This is a genomic window from Sorangium sp. So ce693, assembly GCF_051521375.1.
Taxonomy (GTDB): domain Bacteria; phylum Myxococcota_A; class Polyangia; order Polyangiales; family Polyangiaceae; genus Sorangium; species Sorangium atrum.
On the sequence record NZ_CP150347.1, the window covers coordinates 1,692,426 to 1,713,380 of the forward strand.

At 72.5% G+C, this 20,955-nt stretch carries 13 protein-coding genes; 7 read left to right on the forward strand and 6 right to left on the reverse strand.

Annotation, left to right across the window (positions count from 1 at the left end):
• Positions 1-166: 166 nt before the first annotated feature.
• Entirely contained in the window at positions 167-1,375 is a 1,209-nt protein-coding gene (locus tag WMF14_RS06320; RefSeq protein WP_437799272.1) for an FAD-dependent monooxygenase, read from the reverse strand.
• 366 nt (positions 1,376-1,741) lie between these two features.
• Here WMF14_RS06320 and WMF14_RS06325 point away from each other — a divergent pair, with 366 nt between their 5' ends.
• Positions 1,742-3,769: a redoxin domain-containing protein gene (locus WMF14_RS06325; protein WP_437799273.1), complete on the forward strand. Its 2,028-nt coding sequence runs from the start codon at positions 1,742-1,744 to the stop codon at positions 3,767-3,769.
• Positions 3,766-4,692 carry a hypothetical protein gene (locus tag WMF14_RS06330; RefSeq protein ID WP_437799274.1) on the forward strand — a complete coding sequence of 309 codons (927 nt, stop codon included), beginning with the start codon at positions 3,766-3,768 and terminating at the stop codon, positions 4,690-4,692. The genes WMF14_RS06325 and WMF14_RS06330 overlap by 4 nt, the downstream gene beginning before the upstream one ends.
• 21 nt (positions 4,693-4,713) lie before the next feature.
• Here WMF14_RS06330 and tsaA read toward each other — a convergent pair whose 3' ends face one another.
• Together tsaA and WMF14_RS06340 are read right to left on the reverse strand one after the other, a co-directional pair.
• Positions 4,714-5,136 (reverse strand): tRNA (N6-threonylcarbamoyladenosine(37)-N6)-methyltransferase TrmO, encoded by a 423-nt coding sequence (tsaA, locus tag WMF14_RS06335; RefSeq protein ID WP_437799275.1) that lies wholly within the window; start codon positions 5,134-5,136, stop codon positions 4,714-4,716.
• Positions 5,137-5,390: 254 nt separating this feature from the next.
• Positions 5,391-5,573 carry a hypothetical protein gene (locus WMF14_RS06340; protein ID WP_437799276.1) on the reverse strand — a complete coding sequence of 61 codons (183 nt, stop codon included), beginning with the start codon at positions 5,571-5,573 and terminating at the stop codon, positions 5,391-5,393.
• A gap of 399 nt (positions 5,574-5,972) precedes the next feature.
• Between WMF14_RS06340 and trpD the strand changes: the two genes are divergently transcribed.
• Genes trpD through trpA form a run of 4 tightly spaced genes read left to right on the forward strand, consistent with a single transcriptional unit; the run spans position 5,973 to position 10,540 of the window.
• The gene (gene trpD, locus WMF14_RS06345; RefSeq protein ID WP_437804151.1) at positions 5,973-7,016 is read left to right on the forward strand and encodes an anthranilate phosphoribosyltransferase; all 1,044 of its coding nucleotides are present in this window, start codon (positions 5,973-5,975) and stop codon (positions 7,014-7,016) included.
• Positions 7,009-8,475, forward strand: coding sequence for a bifunctional indole-3-glycerol-phosphate synthase TrpC/phosphoribosylanthranilate isomerase TrpF (trpCF, locus tag WMF14_RS06350; RefSeq protein WP_437799277.1), 1,467 nt, complete (start codon positions 7,009-7,011; stop codon positions 8,473-8,475). The genes trpD and trpCF overlap by 8 nt, the downstream gene beginning before the upstream one ends.
• Positions 8,476-8,525: 50 nt before the next feature.
• Positions 8,526-9,719 (forward strand): tryptophan synthase subunit beta, encoded by a 1,194-nt coding sequence (trpB, locus tag WMF14_RS06355; protein WP_272100695.1) that lies wholly within the window; start codon positions 8,526-8,528, stop codon positions 9,717-9,719.
• Positions 9,716-10,540 (forward strand): tryptophan synthase subunit alpha, encoded by an 825-nt coding sequence (gene trpA / locus WMF14_RS06360; RefSeq protein ID WP_437799278.1) that lies wholly within the window; start codon positions 9,716-9,718, stop codon positions 10,538-10,540. The genes trpB and trpA overlap by 4 nt, the downstream gene beginning before the upstream one ends.
• A 220-nt stretch (positions 10,541-10,760) precedes the next feature.
• On the opposite strand, the gene WMF14_RS06365 is transcribed toward trpA, so the two are convergent.
• Positions 10,761-11,882, reverse strand: coding sequence for a hypothetical protein (locus WMF14_RS06365; RefSeq protein WP_437799279.1), 1,122 nt, complete (start codon positions 11,880-11,882; stop codon positions 10,761-10,763).
• Positions 11,883-11,940: 58 nt separating this feature from the next.
• Positions 11,941-15,378 carry a POTRA domain-containing protein gene (locus tag WMF14_RS06370; protein WP_437799280.1) on the reverse strand — a complete coding sequence of 1,146 codons (3,438 nt, stop codon included), beginning with the start codon at positions 15,376-15,378 and terminating at the stop codon, positions 11,941-11,943.
• A gap of 182 nt (positions 15,379-15,560) precedes the next feature.
• Here WMF14_RS06370 and WMF14_RS06375 point away from each other — a divergent pair, with 182 nt between their 5' ends.
• Positions 15,561-16,364, forward strand: a complete 804-nt coding sequence (locus WMF14_RS06375; RefSeq protein ID WP_272100702.1) for a phosphate/phosphite/phosphonate ABC transporter substrate-binding protein — start codon at positions 15,561-15,563, stop codon at positions 16,362-16,364.
• A gap of 57 nt (positions 16,365-16,421) precedes the next feature.
• Here WMF14_RS06375 and WMF14_RS06380 read toward each other — a convergent pair whose 3' ends face one another.
• The gene (locus tag WMF14_RS06380; RefSeq protein ID WP_437799281.1) at positions 16,422-20,909 is read right to left on the reverse strand and encodes a translocation/assembly module TamB domain-containing protein; all 4,488 of its coding nucleotides are present in this window, start codon (positions 20,907-20,909) and stop codon (positions 16,422-16,424) included.
• Between the last annotated feature and the right edge of the window lie 46 nt (positions 20,910-20,955).

Consider the following 20,955-nt stretch of genomic DNA (forward strand, 5'->3'; position numbering starts at 1 on the left):
GGCGCCTCGCGAGGGCCGGTCGCGCCTGGCTGCGAGGTCGTGCGCCCTGGAGAACGGGGCCTACCATCGGTGTACCGGGCCGCAAAGTATCCTGCGGGAGCGGACGAGCCCGGGGCGCCGGCAGCCGGAATTTGAACGTGCCGGCGCCGCGCCCCTCCCGGGCTCGTCAGGCCTGGGGCCGAGCCGACGCGGCGCCCGGACGCCCGCTCATCGGCAGTCCGCTGGACCAGCCCCTCGCCATGCCCTGGACCATGGCCCCGTAGTCGGTCGCCTTGCTCCTGCGATCCCTCGCCTCGCAGAGCGCAGGATCGGTCGCGAACAGCGAGCGCGCGAGGTCGCGGGCGCCCGCGTTGATCGCGGCGTTCTTGGCGTGGCGGCGCTTCGTGAAGGCGGTGAACGCCTCCTCGAGGGAGGCCGCGCTGCTCAGACAGTCGGCCAGGTGCCACGCGTCTTCGAGGGCCTGACTGGCGCCTTGGCCCGACGTGGGCAGCGCCGCGTGCGCGGCGTCGCCGATCAGCAAGACGTTGTCTCGATGCCACGTGTCGATGGGATCGTGATCGTGGACGTAGACCTTGTTCATGCGCTCGGAGGGCGTCTCCTCTATCAATTCCGGTATCGGGCTCGGCCACCCGCGGAAGAGGGCGCGGAGCTCGGCCCGGTAATCTGCTGGCTCCTTGCCCCGAGCCTCAGGGCAGGCCGCGGCGCCGGCCCAGTACGCCTTCGACCGAGATACGGGCACGACGCCGAAGCGCACGCCGACACCCCAGCAGTCCATCACCTCGATCTGCGATTCCGAGAACACCGCGCGATCGCTCTCGAATGTGCCAAGCCAGTTGACGAAGCCCTGGTATCTCGGGCGATTGTCGCCGTGCACGAACGCCCTCGCGACCGATCTCATCCGCCCGTCTGCTCCGAGGATCACGTCCGCCGTGACGGTCGCTCCGTTCGCGAAGTGAACGCTCGCCGGGCCGGCGGCCGAGGGCTCGATGCGATCGGCGGCGTGCCCGTACCGCACGCGGACACCCAGCCCGTCGGCGCGGGACAGCAGCGCCGCCTGGAGCTCTCTCCTCAGCACCGAGAGGCTCGGCGACCCCATGAGCTCGTCCAGCTTCCGGATGTCCAGCGCGCCGAGCTCCTCGCCGGTCCACGAGACCCTCCGCATCCGGGTCGGGCGCCCGGCCAGCCCGGCTACGGAGTCCAGGAGCCCGAGCTCCTGGAGCACGAACGAGGCGTTTGGCCAGCAGACGATCCCCGCGCCGATGTCCGTCGGCGCAGCGTGCCTCTCGAAAACCTCCACGTCGAACCCCCGTCCGGCGAGGGAGATCGCCGCGCCCAGCCCGGCGATCCCGCCTCCAAGAATGGCTATCCTCAACATGAACCTTTCCGTGCTCTCTCGCGGCCTACCTGCGACCACGACCCTTCCAACGACGTTGCCGGGATTCCCTACCACGTGTCCGGCGCGCTGCACGCGTCACCGAGGCCTTCGTCCTCGGTGACGCGTCGTGCTCGGTCGCCCAGGCCCTCGGCTCGTGGAGGCGGCTCCCATCCGAGCCGCCGCCCCCCGACCTCGACCCCGCCTGGTCCGGACGGCGCAACGGCGGACACCGTCGGAGACGTGCGCCGGCGCCGCCGCGACACCGGTTCTCCTTGCCCAGGCCCCCCCGGCGACTTGTATCCTCGCCCGGACGCTGCCCTTGCTTCATCAGCCGCCCTGTCCTTCATCCCATCCAAGGAGCTCTTCATGACGCTGCTGCGACGTAGCGCTTCCGTCTCCGCGCTGATCTTGCTCGCCTTGTCCGCCTGCGGAGGCGACGATGCGGTGAGCGAGACCGGGCTGTCGTGCGGTCCAGGCACGAAGGCGGCCGGCGGCGTGTGCGTGCCTTCGGCGCCGAGCCCCGGTGTCGTCTGCGGCGAGGGCACCGAGGATGTCGACGGCGCGTGCGTGCCTACGGCGACGAGCCCCGGTGTCGTCTGCGGCGAGGGCACCGAGGACGTCGGCGGAGAATGCGTCCCAACCGCGCTCCAGCCCGGGCATTTCCTGAGCCCGCTGGTGCAGCTCCAGAGCTTGCATGACGTGGGGAGCCACACGGATGAGGTCCGCGTCCGCGACGATAGCTTGCTCCTCAATTGCAGCTACACGTTCAACGTCATCCAGGCGGAGGACCCCGCCGACATGGAGGTGCTCGCGGGGGGGCTCAAGCACACCATCCCCGGCGATTCCCGCACGCCCGGCTGCAAGCACCTGGCGTGGGACGACGATCTCGTCTTCACCACGCACCTCGGCAACATCCGGAACCCGGCGTTCCTCAGCGGCTGGGACATCAGCGATCCCGAGGCCCCGGTGCAGCTCCCCGTCCTGCAGGAGGAGGGGATCAGCTACGAGGGCGTCGACGTCGCGAACCACAACGTCTTCGTGGGGCTGCACGGAGATGGCCTCGGCGTCTACCGCTACGACAGCGCGGTCGGGTTCACGCGGGTCGGCAGCCTGGGTGGATTCACCAATGCATGGGGGGTCGCGGCGCGCGACAACCATGTCTTCGTCGCCGACGGCGTGGACGGGCTCGTCACGGTCGACGCGACGGACCCGACGGCGCCGGTCGAGCTCGGGCGCGTGGCCACCGGGGGCCAGGCGAAGGGCGTCGTCGTGGACGGCGACTTCGCTTATGTGGCGGCGGGCTCTGCGGGCGTCGCCGTCGTCGACATCTCCGACCTCGCGAGCCCGGTCGTCGTCGGTCGCGCCGAGATGCCCGGGACCCCGCTCCGACTGGCCTACTCCGAGCGCCGCCTCTTCGTCGCCGCGTGGAACGACGTGCGCGTGTACGACGTGTCCACGCCCGCCGCCCCGACCTTCATCGCGGCAGTGCGCATCCCGAGGGCGTTCGAGTACGAGGATCCGGAGCGCGAGCTCCCCACGATGCGCACCTTCGGCGTCGCCGCCCGGGGTCAGGACGTGTTCATCGGCACCTGGGAGAACCCCTATTCTTACCGCCTCGAGCCGGACCGCCTCGCCCCCAACATCCGTCTCCCGGAATCCGCTGCGCGGATCGATTTCGGCCCGGTCGCGGTCGGGGACACGAAGACGCTCCCGCTCGAGGTCACGAACCAGGGGACGGCGCCGCTCACGCTGGTGGACAGCTGGGTCAGCGGCTCCGCGTTCAGCGTCGAGCCGCGCCAGGCGCGGATCGCGCCCGGCGAGAAGATCGAGCTCAACGTGACGTACCTCGCCTCGGAGGCGGACCAGGAGATCGGCTATCTCCACATCGCCTCGGACGACCCTGCGGCCCCGGTGCGGAAGACCTACCTCGTCGGTAACGCGCCCGGCGTGAGCGTCGGCGCGCCCCTGCCCGCGACCAGGGGCACGATGCTGGACGGCACGACATGGACCTCGGAGGAGTCGGCAGGGGGCGTGCTTCTGCTCACCTACTTTGCCACCTTCTGTCCGGTCTGCGCCAACCACCTGCCGGACACCGAGGAGCGCTTCTGGCGCAAATACAAGGACCGGGGGCTGCAGGTCGTGGCCCTCAACCCGAGGGAGCCGGTCGATCAGATCGGCCAGGTGCAGGCGTACTGCGACAACATCAAGGTCAGCTTCCCGGTCGGGCTCGAGGAGACCGCGAGCACGTACGGCGCCGTGACGTCCAATTTCCCCGGCCCCAACCCGTTTCCGGTCGACGTGATCGTCGGCAAGGACGGCATCGTCCGGTATGTCACGCACGAGTATGATCCTGATGCGATGACGGCGGTCATCGAGCAGGCGCTGGCCGAATGATGAGGCGCGCCCTGCTCCTGGTCGTCGCGCTGATTGCGTCCGCTTGCGGCGGAGGCGGCGGCTCGACCAGCGGGGCGGGGGACGCCGGCGGCGGCGCAGCGACGGGCGGCGGCGCCGGAGGCGGCGCAGCGACGGGCGGCGGCGCCGGAGGCGGCGGCGCAGCGACCAGCGGTGGTGGCGACGCCGGCGGCGCAGCGACGGGCGGCGGCGGCTCCGGCGCAGGCGGCGCGCCAGCGGGTCCAGGCGTGACCGGCGTGCTCGCGGACGAGGCGGGACAGCCCATCGGCGGAGCCACCGTGCTGTTTTGCAATACCTCGGTCTGCTACTCGGACCGATCGAGGGCGGATGGTCGCTTCACCTTCGTCTGCGACGCGGAGCCGCCGGTCGACTTCGTGGTGAAGTCGATGGAGGACGCGGGGACGACGCCGCGCCGGGGGACGACCATGTTCCCGCTGCGCTTCACCGGCGCGGTCACCGTCGACGCGGGATCGCTCTTCGTGCCGCACCTGCCCGCGGGCGCCGTCCTTGGTCCGAGCAGCGACGATCCGCAGGTCCTGGAGGTCGGCGATGGCCTTCAGCTCACCGTGAGCCGCGCCGCGCTCGCCGCGCCGCTCGGCGAGGCCCTCCACGACATCGCGGCCCGGAGGATCCCGCCGGAGCGCGTGCCGCCGCTCCCCGATCTCGGCGGGGAGGAGATCGTGGCGGTCTACGCGCTCTACCCGTTCGCGACGACCAGCGACTCGCCCGTCGGCGTCCAGGCCCCCTCGGACCTGGCGCCTGGAACACCCGTGAAGTTCCGGACCATGAGCGAGTACGACGGCAAGCTCTCGGCGCCGGCCGCAGGAGTGGCCGACGGCGCGGTCGTCAAGACGGCGCCGCTCTCCGGGATCGACGAGCTCACCTGGATCGTGATCTCCAGGTAGCGATCATCGCACCCCTGTTCCTCACGTCAGGACCGGCTTGATGTCGACGACCGGTGTGCCGTCGACGGCTTCGATGGGCCCGATGCGCAGGCGGTCGCCGTCGATGGCACGGACGAAGGCGGGATGAAGGCCGAGAGGGTTCGGCCTGTCCGGAGATCGCGTCGCGAAGACGCCCGTGAGCGGATTGCGCGCGTCGGACCGCGGGTGGACTCGGAGGACGTCGCGGCGCGCCTGGTGAAACCACGTGATGACGATGATCTCGTCGCCGACGGCGAGGCCCAGCAGCCCTTCCGCCGCCCACGGGTACACCTCGAGCCAGGCATCCGGCGCTCCCTCCGATCCTTGTCTGGGCGCCTCGCTGCGCTCTTTGAGCAAGGACCGGATCACGCCGATCGGGCGCAGCTGCGCGCCGTCCAGCGCCGCCTCGAACTCCATCGCGCTCATGGAGGGTAAGGGGACGCCAGACGATGTGCTGGTGTCAACGGCGAATCGTCACGCGTGCTCGGTTGACCCTCAAATGACCCTCAGCTGACCGACGACCGACGCTCCTTGCGCGACGCAAGCTGCCGCCAGAGGGGTCTTCCAAGCACCAACAAATATTCCACGTCTCTTATCTCGTCTGCCACATGACGGACGTGATGCGGCGCCGGCCCGAGCGCGCAGAGATCGTCGACAACGTGCTCTCTATCCTTCAGGTTCTACCGAGGCGCCGGCGAGAGCCGGTATCCCGCGCCGGCCTTCGGGCCGCTGTTCACCGTCGCGATGCCGGCGCTGGCCGCCAGCGAGGGCACGAGGACCCTCCAGCGGAGGCGCCGCCCGCGGATGGCGGTGGAGAGCGCGGAGGCCTCGGAGGTTCGCTGATCCGAGGAAGCTCGGGCCATGGCGGCTGAAGCGGCGGCTCAAGGCGCGCGGAACCCGCTTGACGCTCGTCGCACCCGCAAGCTATGTTCCCCGCATGTCCCGCGCGCTCCCCGCGTCCTGCGCTCGCTGCTGTTCCGAGGCCTTCGTCCTCGGCGGCGCGTCGTGCTCGGCCGTCGAGGTGGGTTCGTGCGTGGCAGGGCTGCGCTGGTGGCGCTGGTGCTGTACCACGGCGGGCCCTTATCCCGGGTAAAGCGCCTCCCTGCGGGGAGGACGACCTGAAGGAAAGAAGAAAGAGGGCCCGCCGGAACAACGGTGGGCCTTTTCGCTTTTGTCCGCTATGCAGTGCGCCGCGGCGCGACGCCCGAGTCCCGAGGATCAGTGTCTGCCAGAACAGCCGTGAACATGAGGAGAGAACCATGATGCATGCAGTCATCGATGCGCTCTGCGCCGGCGTGGACCTCTCCACGGAGCAGACCGAGGCGCTGTTCCGCGACCTGATCGCCGGTGCGCTGACGGAGATCGAGCTCTCCGCGCTGTTCGTCGCGCTCAAGGCGAAGGGCGAGACCCCCGCCGAGATCGCGGGCGCGGCGCGCGCGCTCCGGGGGATGTCGGTGCCGTTCGCGCGGCCGACCTATGCCTATGCCGACTGCTGCGGCACCGGCGGAGACGGGCAGTCCACCGTCAACGTGTCGACGGCCGTCGCCTTCGTCGCGGCCGAAGCAGGCCTGCCGGTCGCCAAGCACGGCAACCGCTCGGTCTCCTCCCAGTGCGGGTCGGCCGACGCGCTCGAGGCGCTGGGCGCCCGGCTCGACCCGCCGGCCGAGGTCTCGCGCCGCGCCCTCGACGAGGTCGGCTTCTGCTTCCTCTTCGCGCCGCAGTACCACGCCGGGCTCCGCCACGCGATGCCCGTGCGCCGCGCCCTCAAGGTGCGCACGATCATGAACCTGCTCGGCCCCCTCGTGAACCCGAGCGCGCCGCCGATCCAGGTGATGGGCATCTACGATCCGGAGCTCGTCACCCACGCCGCGCGCACGCTCGGCATGCTCGGGTGCCAGGCCGCGCTCGTCGTCCACGGCGGGGGGCTCGACGAGGTCGCCCTGCACGCCCCGACGCGCGCGGCCCGGCTCCGCGATGGGGTCGTCGAGGAGCTCACGATCGACCCGGCCGACGCGGGGGTCGCGCCGGCGCCGATCGACGCGCTCCGGGGCGCCGGCCCGGCGGCGAACGCGGCGTGGCTCCGCGACCTGCTCGCCGGGCGCGGGGCGCCCGCGCACCGCGACGCCGTCGCGATCAACGCCGGCGCGCTGCTCTGGATCGCCGGGCGCGCGGAGGGGCTGCGGGAAGGGACGGCCCTGGCGCTCGACGTGCTGGGCTCCGGGCGCGCGGCGGAGCGGCTCACGCGCTTCGTGGCGCTGAGCCGGGACGGGGCCCAGGAAGCGCGGAAGGAGGCGAAACATGGCTGAGCAGGGCAATGTGCTCGCGCGCATCGTGGCGCGGAAGCGGGCGGACGTGGCGGAGCGCGAGCGGCGGACCCCGCTCGCCAGCCTTCGGGCGAGCGCGCCGCCCACCTCGCGGAGCCTCCGGCGCGCGCTCTCCGCGCCGGGCGCGCGGTTCGTTCTGGAGTGCAAGAAGGCCTCCCCGTCCGAGGGCCTCATCCGGCCGGATTTCGACCCGCACGCCGTCGCCGCCGCATACTACGGCGTCGCCGACGCGGTGAGCGTGCTGACCGACGAGCCCTTCTTCCAGGGCAGCTTCGAGATCCTCCAGGCCGTGCGCGCGGTCGTGGACGTCCCGATCCTCTGCAAGGACTTCGTCGTGACGCCCTACCAGGTGATCGAGGCGCGGGCGCACGGCGCGGACGCGATCCTGCTCATGCTGTCGGTGCTGGACGACGCGACCGCGCTCCTGTGCCTGGGCGCCGCCGAGGCGCTCGGCATGGACTGCCTCGTCGAGGTTCACGACGAGGCGGAGCTCGAGCGCGCGCTCGCGCTGCCCGCGCCCGTGATCGGCATCAACAACCGCGATCTCAAGTCGCTCAAGGTCGATCTCGCCGTCTCGGAGCGGCTCGCCCCGCGCGTGCCGCGCGATCGGATCGTCATCGCCGAGTCGGGCGTCGAGTCGCGCGCCCACGTGGAGCGGCTCGCGCCCTCGGTGGACGGGTTCCTCGTCGGCACGTCGCTCATGCGCAGCCCCGACATCGCGGACGCCGCGCGCGCGCTGGTGACCGGCAGGGTGAAGATCTGCGGCCTGACCCGGCCCGGGGACGCGCGCGAGGCGGAGCGGCTCGGGGCCCGCTTCGGCGGCCTCGTCTTCGCCGAGACCTCGCCGCGGCGGGTGACGCGCGAGCAGGCCGAGATCGTGGTCGCCACAGCCGCGGGGCTGCCCTTCGTCGGTGTTTTCCTCAATCAATCCGTGGATTTCGTCGCCGATACGGCGCGGGCGATCGGGCTGCGCGCCGTGCAGCTCCACGGCGACGAGGACGCGGCGTTCATCGAGGCGCTGCGGCGCGCGCTCCCCGAGGGGTGCGAGGTCTGGAAGGCGGTCCCGATGGCGCCGTCCGGGGAGGCAGCCAGCGCGGCCGGCGAGGTGGGCGCTGGCGCGGAGGTCGAGCGCAGCGCCGATCGGCTGGTCTTCGACACGCGCACGGCGGAGGCGCGGGGAGGCACGGGGCGGACGTTCGCCTGGAGCGCGATCGACGGCCACCCGGCGCGCGCCCGGAGCCTGCTCGCGGGCGGGCTGAACCCGGACAACATCGCCGCGGCGCGCCGGGTGGGGACGTGGGGGCTCGACGTCGCGTCGGGCGTCGAGCGCGCGCCCGGCGAGAAGTGCGCCGACCTGCTCGTGCGCCTGTTCGACAGCGCGCGCGGCCCGTCGCGCCACGACATTGACCCCGCGGCCCCGGCGGACCGCGCCTCCCCCTGACGGCACCTCTCACGACCCACAACGCACAACCGACGATCGAGGCAATCACCATGCAGCAAAGCGGCCGCTTCGGCGCCTTTGGCGGCGCCTATGTCCCGGAGATCCTCGTGCCCGCGCTCGAGCAGCTCGAGCGCGCGTACCTGGAGGCGCGCGGCGATCCGTCGTTCGCGGCGGAGTTCGACGGGCTGCTGACGACCTACGCGGGGCGCCCGACGCCGCTCACCCTGTGCCGGAACCTGACCGGCGACCCGCGCGTGAAGCTGTACCTCAAGCGCGAGGACCTGCTCCACGGCGGCGCGCACAAGACGAACCAGGCGCTCGGCCAGGGGCTGCTCGCGCGGCGCATGGGCAAGCGGCGGCTCATCGCCGAGACGGGGGCCGGCCAGCACGGCGTCGCGACCGCCATGATCGGGGCCCTGCTCGGCATGCCGACGCGCATCTACATGGGCGCGAAGGACGTCGAGCGGCAGCGGCTCAACGTCTTCCGGATGCGCCTCATGGGGGCCGAGGTGGTGCCCGTGACCTCGGGCTCGCAGACGCTGAAGGACGCCCTCAACGAGGCGCTGCGCTACTGGACCGAGAGCTACGAGGACACGCATTACCTGATCGGGACGGTCGCCGGGCCTCACCCGTTCCCCACGATCGTGCGCGATTTCCAGTGGGTGATCGGCCGCGAGGCGCGTGCCCAGATCCTGCAGGCCGAGGGGCGCTTGCCCGACGCGGTGGTCGCGTGCGTGGGCGGCGGCAGCAACGCCATGGGGATCTTCTCCGAGTTCATCCCGGACAAGGACGTGGCGCTCGTCGGCGTCGAGCCCGCCGGCCACGGCCTGTCGACCGACAAGCACGGGGCGACGCTCCTCAAGGGCCGCCCGGGGGTGCTGCACGGGTCGGAGACCTACATCCTCCAGGACGAGCAGGGGCAGGTCGCCGAGACGCATTCGGTCTCGGCGGGGCTCGACTACCCCGGCGTCGGGCCGGAGCACGCGCACCTCATGACGTCGGGCCGAGCGACGTACGTCGCGGCGACGGACGACGAGGCGCTCGACGCGTTCCAGCGGCTCTCGCGGAGCGAGGGGATCATCCCGGCGTTCGAGTCGGCGCACGCGATCGCGCACGCGCTGAAGATGGTGGCGGAGGCGGCGCAGGCAGGGCGCGAGGCGGTGCTCGTCGTGAACCTGTCGGGCCGCGGAGACAAGGACATGGAGCAGGCGCAGAGGCTGCTCGATCCCGGGAGGTCGACATGAGTCGGGAGACGGTGACGACGCGCTACGATCGCGCATTCGAGCGGCTGCGGCAGCGGGGCGAGGGGGCGTTCATCCCCTTCCTGATGCTGGGGGATCCCGACCTCGCCACGAGCGCGCGGCTGCTGCGCGCGGCGGTGGAGGGCGGCGCAGACGCGATCGAGGTCGGGATCCCGTTCTCGGATCCGATCGCGGACGGCCCGACGGTCCAGGCCGCCGCCGTGCGGGCGCTCGAGGCCGGCGTGAGGCCGTCCGACTGCATCGAGCTCCTGGCGCGCTTCCGGGCGGAGGCGCCGGAGGTGCCGATCGGCATCCTGACGTACGCGAACCTCGTGAAGCACCGCGATCTGGCGGGCTTCTACGCGTCGGTGGCCGCGGCCGGGGTCGACAGCGTGCTCGTCGCCGACGTGCCGGTGAAGGAGTCGGATCCGTACGTGGCGGCGGCGCGCGCCGTGGGGGTGGCGCCGGTGCTGATCGCGCCGCTCAACGCCTCGGAGGCCACGCTGCAGCGGCTCGCGGAGCGGTGCGACGCGTACACCTACTGCGTCACGCGCAAGGGCGTGACGGGGGCGGACGAGCAGCTGCGCCTCGGCCACGGGGCGCTCTTCGAGACGCTGCGCCGGTTCGGTGCGCCGCCCGCGATCCTGGGGTTCGGCATCTCGAAGCCCGAGCACGTGCGCGACGCCCTCGCCGCCGGGGCGTTCGGCGTGGTCAGCGGGTCCGCGGTCGTCCAGCGGGTCTCGGCGAACGTCGGTGATCCCGAGGCCGCCGCGCGCGCCGTCGCGAGCTTCGTGCGCGAGATGAAGGCGGCGACGGCGCGCTGAGCGCGGGGCCGGCGGCGGTCCGAGGCCGCGAGTCGACCGGCCGCCGTCCGAGAGGGCAACCGGGGGCTCGCCAGGGGCGCCGACGCCGATCGTGCGGCGTCGGCGCGCGGCCCGGCGGCATGGGACGATGTCGTTCCACCCGTCGAGCCGGTCGGGTTCACGGCGGAGCGCCGTCGCTACAGCGCCATGCGTGGCTCGCCTTTCGGGCGGCGAGCCGAGCTCACAGGCACGTGGCGTCGCAGAGTATCTCCGAGAGCGCGATGCAGCTCTCGTCCCACCCGATCGTGCAGCAGAAGCTGTCTCCGTCCTCCCCGCATACGGTCTCGACGCAGCTGTTGCAGGACGGGTCGAGCGGCTCGCCCATCTCGCAGAGGTCGTGGGCGCACCCGCAGGCCCGCCCGCAGGCGGCGGTGAGGCCGGCGACGCAGTGGGTGTCCCAGTTGCTCATGCAGCACGCCGGGTCCTCCGCGCACAGCTCGGTCACGCACGGGTCGCAGCCCATGAGCAGGGGAGCGCCTTCCTCGCAGAGGTCGTGGCTGCACTCGGCCGGCGGGCACGCGCCGCAGTCGGTGGCGCACGCCTGACAGTTCTCCCTGCCGGGCTCGCACACGCCGTCACCGCAGACCGGCGGGATCGGAGGGCACACGCCGCAGTCGGTGGCGCACGAATCGCACGTCTCGCTGGCGTCACACCGCAGGTCGCCGCACTCCGCCGCCCCGCCCTCTCCACCGCCGCCTGCGGCGCCGCCGCCGCCCGTCGACGCGCTGCTCACCGAGCCGCCGCCTGCGGCGTCGCCGCCGCCCGTCGAGGCGCTGCTCACCGAGCCGCCGCCTGCGGCATCGCCGCCGCCCGTCGAGGCGCTGCTCGTCGAGGCGCTGCTCGTCGAGCCGCCGCCGCCGGCATCGCCGCCGCCCGTCGAAGCGCTGCTCGTCGAGGCGCTGCTCGTCGAAGCGCTGCTCGTCGAGGCGCTGCTCGTCGAGGCGCCGCCGCCGCCGGCATCGCCGCCGCCCGTCGAGGCGCTGCTCGTCGCGCCGCCTTGCCCGTCCGCTCCGCCGCCGCCTGCGGCATCGCCGCCAGCCGAGGCGCTGCTCGTCGCGCCGCCTTGCCCGCCCGCTCCGCCGCCGCCAGTGGCATCGCCGCCAGCCGAGCCGCCTTGCCCGCCCTCTCCGCCGCTGCCCGCCGATCCGCCGGCCGCACCGTGCCCGCCTTGCCCGCCGGACCCGCCGGAGCCGGACGTGCTCGCCGCGCTGCTCGGCGCGGCGCTCTCGTCGTCGCCGCAGCCGGCGATCGTGAGGGTCGATGTCAGGGCGAGCAGAGCACATATCCGGAGTGAACGGTTCATCAGGGGAGCCTCGTTATCATCATGCGGTTGGGAGCCGCCTCGCGCGCGACGCGGCCTGTCAAAAGAGCCCTACGGAGAAGTGGAGTGCACCGTCGATCTCGTCCAGCTCGTCGCGCGGATCCAGGTTGAAGCCGTAGTCGAAGGCGAGGGGACCGATGGGCGTGTTCACCCGCAGGCCGGCGCCGATCCCGTAACGCAAGAGCCGCGGATCGAGGTTGACGTTCTTCGCCCTGATCCAGAGGTTGCCCGCGTCGAGGAAGAGCCCGAGCTGGAGCAGGTCGGTCAGCGGAATGCGCAGCTCGGCGCGGGGGTTCACCATCACCGTCCCGCCGCGCGGGATATCGTCGGTCGAGACCTTCGCGTCCCCGCCCAGCGCCTTTTTCGCCTCCTCGAGCCCGTCCTCAGGATAGAGCGACTCGGCCAGATGGGAACGGAGCGAGTCGACGCCGCCGAGGAAGAACAGGCGATCCGGGTACGTCCCGCTCTGGGCCACGAGCGGCTGAATATACCCTCCGGACAGGCTCAGGGCGAGGGTGAGCCGCGACCGCGGCGCGAGGGGGATATACCCCGACACACGGCCCGTGAATCGCAGAAAGTGGCTCTCGGGGAAGCTCGATTGGGTCCGGACCGAGGCGAAGGCGTTGAAGGCGTCGACGTGCTCGACGCCGCCGGAGAGGAGGAAGCCCCGGGTCGCGGCGAAGGGGGTATCCCGCGTGTCCCAGGACGCGTCGAGCCGCTGCGCCAGGGCGATCGTGTCGCCCTCGGGCATGCGCAGCTGATCGAGGATATCCCGCTTGTCGGCGCCGACCGCGCCCGGGAAGAATCCGACTTTGTTCAGCTCGGTCGACAGGGCGAGCTGCGTCGTCACGGCGCGCCGCGGGCGGTAGGTGATCGCGGGGATGATCGCCGTCTTCGTGACGCCGAAATCCAGCTGGTTGTCGCGCACGTGGATGCCCGCGAGCGACATGCTGACGAGCGGACCGAGGCCGATGTCCGGGAGCGCGACCGAGACCGCGATGCGGCGCTCCAGCTGGTCGTCGACCTGGAGCTCCTCGTAGTGGCGGCTCGCCGCCTTGTCCACGATCATGAACTCGAACAGGTAGCTGAGCTGGACGCCCATCGTGAGGCCGATGGCGAGGCCGCCGATGTTGCGGTGTCCGTACTCGAAGGCGAGGCGCGCGCCCTCGCCGGTCGAGAACCCGATCTGCGGGTTGAGGTACTGCGGCAGCTGCTCGACCACGTGGATGACGACCCGCTTGTTCTTCTGCGGGACTTCGGGATCCTCGAGCGAGATCGACACGCTGGAGAAGGGGCCGAGCGTGGCGATGCGCTCCTCGCTCAGGCGGGCCTGCGACTGGCGGAACGGCGCGCCCTCGCGGAGCAGCACGCGGCGGAGGATCAGCTGCTCGTCGGTCCGGACGGCGCCCTTGACGACGATGCCGGTGACGAACACCCGATCTCGCTCCGAGACGATGAAGCGCGCGCGGGCGCGCGTGCGGTCGGGCGAGGGCTCGATGGCCGTGCGGACCTCGGCGAACGCGTAGCCCAGGTCGCGGTAAGCATCCATGATGCGCAGCCGCGCGGCGTCGAGGGCCAGCGTCGAGAGGGGCTGTCCGACCTTCAGATCGGCGAGGTCGCTGAGCCAGCGCTCGCTGAACGGCCGCGCCTCGGCGCAGAGGGCGCGGTCGCGCTCGCTCAGGCCGGTCTGGCCGCAGAAGCCCTTGTTCCCCTCGAAGGCGAGATCGTAGAGCTGGGTCTGCGGGCCGGGATGGACCGGAATGCGGAGCGTCACCTCGGGGGCGCACGCGATGTGCCGGGCGGCGTCGGGGCGGCACGTGAGGGCGGCGGGGACGGGCGGCTCGGGGAGGGGGAGCCCTTGCGCGTCGGTGAGGCACTGGGCCGTGACGCGCTCGGCGACCGGCTCGGGGACGCAGGCGCCCGGCGGGGAGCGGCGCGAGCAGGTGGCGCGGAGCACGGAGACAGGGCCGACGACCGCGTTCAGGTAGCCCTTGCTGAAGTAGAGATCGCGGAGGTGCTTGAGGGCGCGCTCGTAGGTCTCCTGCGCGTACGTCATCGAGGGGATGAGCTCGACGGGCCGAGCCCGGCCGCCGGCGCCGCGGGTCGGGCCGAAGAGGTCCGAGATGCCTCGCGGGTCGGGCATCGAGAAGGCGTCGGCGCCGGGCAGGTCCTCCTCGAGGAAGCTCTCGATCTCGCGGCCGAGGTCGTCCGGGCCGAGGTCGCCCGTGAGGCAAGGGAAGACGCGCTTCGTGACCCGCACCTGGTCGTGCTCGCGGACGGTGAAGGTCAGGTAACGGACCGCATCGTCGGGCTTGCCGCCCAGCGAGGGGGTGACCTCGGCGTCGAGGAAGCCGCGCGCGACGTAGAACGCGCGGAGCCGATCGGTGAGATCGTTCGTCTTCGTCTCGGTCGTCTCGCCGAGATGGAGCGCGGCCTCAAGGGCGTCGTCGTCGAAGGCGCGGTTGCCGTCGAAGACCGGGACGATGCGCGCGCCGGGCTCGAGGTAGACGTAGAGGTAGTTGTGCGGGCCGACCGCGAGCACGCGGTGGGAGACCTCGGCCTCGTGAAAGCCGCTCCGGCGGAGCAGCTCGGCCATCTCGCGGTCGGCCACGGCGAGGGCGGGCTCGTCGACGCGGGCGCCGACGCCGAGGCCGTAGCTCTGCTTGAGCGAGCCGAGCTCCCGGTCCGCGCGCGGCGCCACGACGAAGACGCGCTCGGAGACCACGCGCGGAGCGCCGGCCTCGATGTCGAGGGCGAGGACGACCTGGGAGGGCTCGTCGGTGTCGACGGCGCGGATCGTGACGGCGGTCGCGGGGTAGCCGTGAAGCGCGTAGAACGCGCGGATGCGGGGGCTGATCTCGGCCAGCGTGGCCGCGGTGATCTCGCCGCCCTCGGCGATGCCGGCGGCCTCGAGGGTGTCCTGCCGGTCGAGCGCGCCGCCGGTGATCTGGATGGTGGCGATGCTCCTGCGGGGGACGACGACGATCCGGAGCGCGGCGCCGTCCGGCACGAGGTACGCCTCGGCCGACGCGCGGGCGAAGTTGCCGGAGGCGAGCAGCTCGCGCATGGCGCGGCGCGCGGCGTCGGGGCTGAGCGGCTCGCCGAGGTCGACGCTCGTGACCGGCGAGACGATCTGCCATCGATCGCCCTGCGCCGTGACATCGATGCGGACGATCGGCTTGCCGACGAGCTCTCCGAGGGCCAGCGGCTGGCCGAGCGACGGCACGTCGGTGGCCTGCGTGCCGGCCTCGCCCGAGGGCACGGCCCGTGCCGAAGGGTTGACAGCGTCGACAGGGGCGACGCTGGCCTGACCGGGGTTGAGGTTGGGCTGACCGGGGTTGAGGTTGGGCTGACCGGGGTTGAGGTTGGCCTGAGCCGGACGTGCGGACGTCGGGGCGGCGTGCGCCGGGACGGCGAGCGCGCCGAGCGGCAAAAGGCCGAGCAGAAGGGGAATGAGGGTGGAACGGAAGCGAGCCATCAGGCGCGGAGCGCCGGGGGACGAAACTGAAATGAACCCGCGCCGGCGTGCACGACGGACGCAGCGTAGCCCGGTTGGGCGCTGGATGGGCAAGAGGCCGCCCGCGAGGCGGCGATGTGCGAGACGCGGGGCTCCCGGCGGGCGAAGCTCGTGCTAGCGTCGCCGCCCGTGCGAGGCACCGGATGAAGGACCTGGCGATGCTCGTCGGCGCCGTGGCGCATGACGCCAAGGTGGTGACGCTGTGGGAGAGCCTGCGCGAGCACTTCCGCGAACATGGAATCCTGATTGATTTCGCGCTGTTCTCTACCTACGAGCGCCAGGTCGAGTCGCTGATCCGCGGGCACATCGACGTGGCCTGGAACAGCGCCGTCGCGCACGTGCGGGTGAAGCGGCAGACCGAGGGGCGGTCCCGCTCGCTGGCGATGCGCGAGATCGATCGCGACTTCCACAGCAAGCTGCTCGTCCGCCGCGACGCCGCCGTCGGGGCGCTCAGCGACCTGGAGGGCAAGGCGCTCGCGGTCGGGAGCGTCGACTCGGCGCACGCGCGCATCCTGCCGCTCCACTTCCTCCGGCAGGCGGGGGTGGCTGTGGAGAAGATCCAGCTCATGCCGTTCGAGGTGGACGTCGGCAAGCACGGCGACACCGCGACGAGCGAGGTCCAGGCGCTCGCGGCGCTGCACGAGGGCAAGGCGCAGGCGGCGGCGGTCGGGGACGCGGTGTGGCTCGCCGAGCAGGCGAACGGCCACATCGACCTCCGCCGGGTCGACGTCCTCTGGACCACGCCGGCCTACGATTTCGCGATGTTCGACGCGCTGCCGGCGCTGCCCGAGGCGAAGGCCGAGGCGTTCCAGCGCGCGCTGCTCGGCATGACCTGGAAGAACCCGAAGCACCGGCGCATCTTCGAGCTCATGGGCCACAAGCAGTGGGTCTCCGGCCGCGACGACCGGTACGGCGCCCTCGACGCGGCGCTCGCCGCGGCCACCTGACGGCCGCGGAGCGAGCGCCGCGCGAGCGTCGTTCGAGCTCGATCCGCGGCTCGAGCGTCACTCGAACTCGAGCCGCCACCTCAGGTCGGCGCCCACGTTGCCGAGCGGCGAGCTCGAGGCGTCGCTCGAGTTGTCGTACGACCCCTGGAGGCTCATCCGGTCGCTGAGCTTCACCTCGACGCCCGCGCGCACCTGGCTGCCCTGCGAGAGCCCCGTCGTCACGTTGGCGCGCACCGCGTCCGTGATGCGCTTGCCGATCGTCACCGTCGGCTCCGGGGCGCCGTTCTTGGACGAGTAGCCGGTGCCGAAGCGGAACTCGTCGATGAGGGGGACCATCGTCTTCACCGCCTTGTCGGCGCCCGTCAGCGACGAGAGCGCCTCGAGGCCCATGGTCTCGCCGAGCGACGACACGGCGCCCTGGTTGAGCTCGGCGCGCGTCATGCCGAGCGTCAGCAGCAGGACGATGTCCTCCTGGCTGAGCGGCGGATCGCTCGTCAGGTTGAGCTGGAGGTTGTCGGCGTCGCCCTGGGCGTGCAGCTTGATGCGCCAGAGCCCGCTGGAGTTCGCGCTGCTGCCCGCGGCCGCGGCCGTCGGCGCCGCGGGCTCCGCGCCCGACGTCGCGTCCGCCGCGGCGGTGCTCGTCGACGTGTAGCGGCGGTACTCGCTCTCGGCGCGCACGTCGACCTTGGGCGCGATGCGGAACGGATCGTCGAAGCGGACGTAGCCGTCCCGAACCTCGAACTCGGTGCTCCGCAGCATGAGCTTCGAGTCGGGCAGGATGCGCAGCGTGCCGCGCGCGCCGAAGCGCTGGTTCGTGCCCGAGAGCGCGAGCCCGGGCTGCGAGACCTCGAGCCGCATGTCGGCCAGATCGTTCGAGAAGCGGAGCGGGTTGGGCGAGGCGACGGTGACGTCGAACCGGACAACGTCGTCGGCGGGGTCGTAGGTCTGCACCGCCGTCCGCTGGCGCCCCGTGAGATCGCCGAGGTCCATGCTCATCAGGATGGGGCGCGTGTAGCTGAAGGACGTGAGCGTGATCTTCCCCTCGACCCGCGGCAGGTTCTTCTCCCCCGACGCGTCGTCCTCGACGCCGGGCCGGAAGCTCGCCGTCAGGTTGGCGTTCGCGGTGAGGTTCACCCCCTCCGCGACCGGCAGCTTCACGCCGGTCGCCACGATGGAGGCCTGCGCCGTGCCGAGGGTCAGGCCGCGCACCGGCATGTGCCCCACCGCGCTCACCGTGCCCGTGCCGACCCGCGCGCTGGCCCGGGTGAGGCGCACCTGGTCGCCGCCGATCGCGATCTCCACGTCGATGTCGTCGAGCGACACCGGCAGGCCGACCACGTCGAGCTCTCCCTCCTTGAGCGTCGCCGAGCCCGTGTAGCTCAGCCCCTGGAGCGGCCCGGCCACATGGACCTCGGCCTGCACCGTGCCCCGCGCGCGCCGGATCTGCGGGATGTCGGCGCTGAGCCGCGACAGGTTGGTCGGGCTGACCCGGATCGCCACGTCGAGGTCCGGCGCCGTGAACACCCGCTTGACCTCGCCGGACGCCGTGAACGCGGCGGACAGGCGCGAGGCGGTGTGCGCCTCGAGGTGGAGCTCCGGCACCTTCAGCGTGTTGCCCGCGAGGCGGATCGGGCCGCTCGGGCTCGTGAGGTGGACCCCCTGGCCCTCCCGCTCGAGCTTGAGCGCGTCGACCGTGAGCGTGAGCGCCGCCTGCCGGAAATCGGCCAGGGGGAGCCGCTCGATGTCGAGCGACCCGGTCATCGTGCCCTTCGGCGCTACCGCGAGCGCGGCGCCCGGGATCACGTTCGCGAGCGTGCCCAGGTCGAGCGCGTCCATGCGCACGTCCCCGTCCACGATCTTGCGCCGCTGGCGCGTGACGCGGAGCCCCTTCAGCGCGACCTGCCCGCCGAACAGCGCGCCGTTCGCGACGATGGATCCGTCGGGGAGGTCGCGGTCGTACTCCGCCGGGTCGAACGGCGCGCCCTGGGGGTTGCCGCAGATCGGCGTCCTGCCGAGGATCTTCGGCGCCTTGTCGTTCGGCACGATCGTGAGCTCGACCCGCGAGGGCGGCAGGCTCGCGTGCGTGCGGCGGATGCCCACGCGCGAGACGTGGACGTCCGCGAAGCCGGAGAGCCTGCTCACGGTGCCGCCCAGGCTGGCGACGACCGACACCGAGCCGTCGAACTGCGAGGCCGCCGCCCCGAGCCCGTCGATCCGCGAGAGCGGGAGGCCGCTCGCGATGACGCTCCCCTTCAGCGCGCCGCCGTGCGCCACGGAGGCGCTCGCCAGCACGGAGCCCGTGCCCTTGCGCAGCGACGCCGAGCGGACGTCGAGCCGCATGCCGTCGGCGCCGGCGGCCTGGTCGTCCCAGATCATGTCGAGGTCGACCTCGCCCTCGTCGAAGCGCTCGTCGAGCAGCTCGATGCCGGTGAGCCGCATGCCCGCGTTCACGGCGAGGTAGCCGCCGCCGCAGCGGTCCTCGGGGCCGCCGAGCGCGAAGCGGGCGCGGGCCGTCCCGCTGGCGGTCGCCTTGTAGGCGGCGAACCGCGGATCCTTGTCGAGGCGGAGCACCTCGAGGAGGTCGCGCGCGGCGAGGTGCGGCGCCTCGCGCGTGTCGACGGTCGCGTCCACGACGACGATCCCCGACGAGCTGTCGAGCGGACGGCCCTTGGGCAGGTTGCCGGCCGGATCGAAATCGACCTTGATCGACGGGATCCGGACGCGGCTCGCCCCGTGCCGGACCCGCGCGTTCTCGAGCGTCAGGGCGAGCGGCTCGAACGCGACCGGCGAGGGCTCGAGGTCGCCGATGGGGAAGCCGCCGAACACGAACTTCTCGATGCCGACCTCGCCTGTGAGCAACGGGCGCGCGTACGAGCCGTGCATCGCGGCCTTCAGCGTGGCGACGCCGGCGAGCTCGAGCGCCGCGAGCGGGGAGACCTCGGCGAGGTCCACGCGCGAGCCCGGGTGGACCTCGACCCCGAGCTGGTCGTTGAAGCCGAGCGAGACGGTGGCCCTGAGGTGCGAGCTCGGCGTGTCGACCGAGAAGCCCGAGAGCACGACGGCGTTCGGCCGCACCTGGAAGGAGCCGCGGACCGTGCCCTCCTTGACGCCCATCAGGCGCTTGCGGGCAGGGTCCTTCGTCGGGTGATCGAAGATCTCGAAGCCGTGCGTCTGCACGGCGAGCGGGCCCTCGAGGGAGAGCGGGGACAGCGTGCCGCCGAAGCGATCGAACCTCCCCTCGCGCAGCGTCCACGCGACGTGCGCCTGCGGGTGGACCGCGAGGTCGCGGAGCAGGCCGGGCAGCTCGATGTTGGCGAGGTCGATCGGCCCGGCCTGGAGCGGCACGCCCTTCTCGAACGGCTTGATCTCCGCGCTCGAGATCTTCAGGGTGCCGTCGGCCCAGGCGACGTCGGCGTCGGAGAGCTGCACGGCGTCCGGGGTCGTCGAGACCCTGCCCGCGAGGCGCGTGACGAAGACCCTGCCGTCGAGGCCCGGCCGGTCGAGCAGGAGCGTGCCCTTGACGCGGGGGAGCGCCAGGCCGAGCGGCGCGGACGCCGCGTCGTACTCCGCGTCGACGTCGAGCGAGACCGAGCCGGACGCGGGCGGCAGGCTCAGGAAGCGGTGCACGATCGGCACGGGGAGGCGCGCCCGCACGCGGCCCTCGATCCGGTGGGGCATGCCGTCGCCGAGGCCGACGGCGCGGAGGGCGCCGAGCTCGAGCTCCACCCGGCGCCAGTCGCCGTCCTGGAGCGCGCAGGACGGCGCGGTGCCGGGATCCGGGTCGAAGTCGGCGGCGCCCTCCAGGATCAGCCGGCGGACGAGCGCGCGGCCCGGCTCGACGCGGACGCGCGTGTCGAAGCGGCAGACGACGTCCTCGTCGACGCTGTCCTCCTCGGCCTCGCGGCCGGGCGCGGGGTGCGTGCGGACGACCGAGACGAGGCCGGAGCGCATCGCGATCTCGAACGCGTCCGACGGCTCGGCGGAGACGTCGACGTCGACCTCGGTGGCCTGGACGCGAACGTTGTCGATCGTCAGGTCGAGCCGCGCGTCGGTGATGGCCACCGAGGAGAGCGGCGCGCGGCCGAGGCCCCCCCCGCCGCCCCCGCCGGTGCTCGGGAGGGTGAGGTTCCGGAGCTCCCCGTCCTTCACCACCGCGCGGACGCGGGGGCCGATGATCTCGACGTCCCCGGCGTCGATGTGCCCCGCGAGCAGCGAGAACAGGCGCGGGCGGATGGCCACGCGCTCGAGCTCGAGGAACGGCGCGCCGCCGTCCGAGGAGTCGACGACGAGCCGGTTCAGGCCGACCATGAGGGGCCAGGCCTGGACGCGCACGTCGTAGCGGGCCGTGATGCCGAGCTCGCGCTCGAGCAGCGCGGCCGTCTCGCGCGCCGCCCAGGCCCGCACCGTCTCGGTGCGCACGAGGAGGCCGAGCGCGAGCGGGATCGCGCCGATCACCGCGAACACGACGCACAAAAAGCGCACGGCGAGGCGCCCCCAGTCCCTGCGGGCGCTCGGCGGGGAGCCCTTTCTCCTCGTGCCGTGCATCGGGCGCAGCTTAGCTGAAGAGCGGTCGGACGCTTACGTGGGTGGG